Here is a 2,400-nt window from a genome sequence, read left to right on the forward strand (position 1 = left end):
ATTGGTGATCCGGGACCAGATGAAATACATGCAGAATGTATCTTTGGGATTTGATAAGGAACATGTTTTGGTTGTAGAAAGGGGATTTAGCTTTGGGCCGCAAAATCTAAAAACCTTTGTGGAAGAACTCAGAAAAATGCCTGAAGTAGAGAATGCTGCCATAGCATTTGCATCTCCCGGGCAGGAAGCCACCTTCTTTGGATTACAGTTTCAGCCTGAAGGTTCCTCCGAAATCCTGACCACCAAATCCATGGTTGTCGCTGATGGCGTTTCCGAAACTTTGGGTTTTGAAATAGTGGAAGGCAAGGGCTTTTCGGAAGCAACAAATGATTCCCTGTATGTTTTGCTCAATGAGACTGCCGTCAAAGTCATGGGCATCACAGACCCTATAGGTTCCAAACTGTTGGAAACCCAGAACACACCTGATGGCAATATCACAGTCGAGCATACCATTATCGGGATTGTAAAGGATTTCAATTTTATTTCACTCCGGGATGAAATTACCCCCTTGGTGCTTCAGAACACAGAAAGATTTGGGGACATAGGTGGTCAGTATGTTTTTGCAAGGATCAAAGGCAACCAAACCCAATCTGCCATAGCGTCCATCGAAGCCAAATGGAAGGAAATAGCTCCGGAGCAATCCTTTAAGTTTTCATTCTTAGATGAGAGCCTCGACAACCAATACCTTCAGGAATTACAGACGGGAAGGATTTTCTCTATATTTTCTATATTGGCGATTTTCGTTTCTTGTATAGGATTGTTTGCTTTATCCGCATACGTCACTAGCCTCCGTACCAAAGAGATAGGTGTGAGAAAAGTATTGGGTGCTTCTGTCAACAGCGTGGTGGTGATGCTTTCCAAAGACTTTACCAAAATGATTTTGATCGCATTTGCCTTGGCTGTTCCGGTAGCCTGGTTCGTGATGGAAAAATGGTGGCTACAGAATTTTGCGTTCAGGATCAATGTCAACCTTTGGATCATCCTGATCTCAGGTATCTCGGTACTGGCAATAGCTTGGCTGACGGTTAGTTTTCAATCGGTAAAGGCAGCGTTGGCAAATCCGGTGGAGAGCTTAAAAAGCCAGTAATATATACCTCTAAAACAGATCCTTTAATTAAACGGTAGTAACTAATTTCAGATTTGGTATAAAATGGAAGTCTTTCGTATTGAAAGTGTAGATTTCAATTTCATAATGCAATGCTGTGGCCGCAATCAACATATCACCTATAAAAGGTTTGTGGCTAAGGCAGAACTTGCGCATCAAGTCAACGAAAATTGAAGAGATATTTTCATTTAATGGAAGAATTCCAAATCTTTCAAGGTGTTTGTTGAGCAAAGGAATTTCCCTCTTATTCAATGCCCCGTAATAAAATTCCCCAATTGTTATCGGGCTAACGTACAGATTGTTTATTCCAATTTCCAAGCAAGTCTCTTTGACTTTTTGATTATCTTTAAAAAGTTCAATGATAATATTAGTATCACAAATTACAGCTTGATTTCCCGCCATGCCTTTTCTCTTATTTTTTCAGCAGAAATATCCCTACCTTTCCATAGGCCGCACATAGATAAAAATTCTGTTTCAGATGAAAATTTCCCCTTTGGAAGTTTAGGTGTAATTGTGGTACCAATCGTTTCTATAGATGTAACAAAATCAAGCTTTCTCACCATATCAATTAGAAATTGTGCATCTTCTCCACTTTTTACTTTAATCGTTATTGTTTCCATTACTCAAATATAAAAAAAATGATGGAAAGTAGTCAGGATTTCACCATTGAAAAAAGGAGGAAAAAAAGGATGAAGGAACAAAGTGGTGCGTAATTGCGAGGAGCACTTGGGTAACTTTGATGTTTTGAACAGTCCTTCGTGCGACTCGGCAATCTCCTTATATGAAAGATGAGGGGGTTAAATAAAAGGATGAAGGAAACAATGGATGAAGGAAGGGGGGAAAAAGTGACAAGGAAGAAGGATGTGGTAATATGGAAGATGGATGAATAAACCTATCTTAATTATGAGATTAGAGGTCTATTGTATATGGGTTTCTTTATCTGCCATTTTTTATAAATTTGAGTTTAGAATATTTTGAAAAACAAAAATGAGTTGTTATGTCAAATCCTCTTAATGAGACCTAATTGGAAATCCTGAAGCTGTTTAGCCATGAACAATCAGAGGAAGATTTGCAGGAAATTAAATCACTGCTCGTCACCTATCTTTCTGAAAAAGTTGTAAGGGAAGCTGACAAAGCTTATGAAGATAAGAATTATACCCAGGCAGTTTTTGATAAATGGAAAAAGGAACATTTTCGTAAAGTGGGATAATCCAGTATCAATCTTAGCATCCATTCCATTCCCGAAATTATCTGTTCTGTCCATAGATGGATTTATGAAATTACTAGACAAAGAT

At 38.5% G+C, this 2,400-nt stretch carries 4 protein-coding genes; 2 read left to right on the forward strand and 2 right to left on the reverse strand.

Translation table 11 applies throughout. The features are described from left to right. On the forward strand, positions 1 to 1,087 hold a 1,087-nt coding region (locus tag ACEW8U_RS19305; RefSeq protein WP_373523697.1), incomplete at its 5' end, for an ABC transporter permease. 27 nt (positions 1,088 to 1,114) lie between these two features. On the opposite strand, the gene ACEW8U_RS19310 is transcribed toward ACEW8U_RS19305, so the two are convergent. Together ACEW8U_RS19310 and ACEW8U_RS19315 are read right to left on the reverse strand one after the other, a co-directional pair. Beyond that, on the reverse strand, positions 1,115 to 1,507 hold the full coding sequence (locus tag ACEW8U_RS19310) for a type II toxin-antitoxin system VapC family toxin (protein WP_373523698.1): 393 nt from the start codon (positions 1,505 to 1,507) through the stop codon (positions 1,115 to 1,117). Then, entirely contained in the window at positions 1,486 to 1,725 is a 240-nt protein-coding gene (locus ACEW8U_RS19315; protein WP_373523699.1) for a hypothetical protein, read from the reverse strand. The genes ACEW8U_RS19310 and ACEW8U_RS19315 overlap by 22 nt, the downstream gene beginning before the upstream one ends. A gap of 404 nt (positions 1,726 to 2,129) precedes the next feature. Between ACEW8U_RS19315 and ACEW8U_RS19320 the strand changes: the two genes are divergently transcribed. Further along, a complete protein-coding gene (locus tag ACEW8U_RS19320; protein ID WP_373523700.1) occupies positions 2,130 to 2,315 on the forward strand; it encodes a hypothetical protein in 186 nt (61 codons plus the stop codon). Positions 2,316 to 2,400 lie beyond the last annotated feature (85 nt).

The organism is Aquiflexum sp. (genome assembly GCF_041751335.1).
GTDB lineage: Bacteria > Bacteroidota > Bacteroidia > Cytophagales > Cyclobacteriaceae > Aquiflexum.

What these genes read in the sequence shown, in the direction of transcription:
- ACEW8U_RS19310 (WP_373523698.1), bottom strand. Translation starts at nt 1,507, where the DNA reads ATGGCGGGAAATCAAGCTGTAATTTGTGATACTAATATTATCATTGAA.
- ACEW8U_RS19315 (WP_373523699.1), bottom strand. Translation starts at nt 1,725, where the DNA reads ATGGAAACAATAACGATTAAAGTAAAAAGTGGAGAAGATGCACAATTT.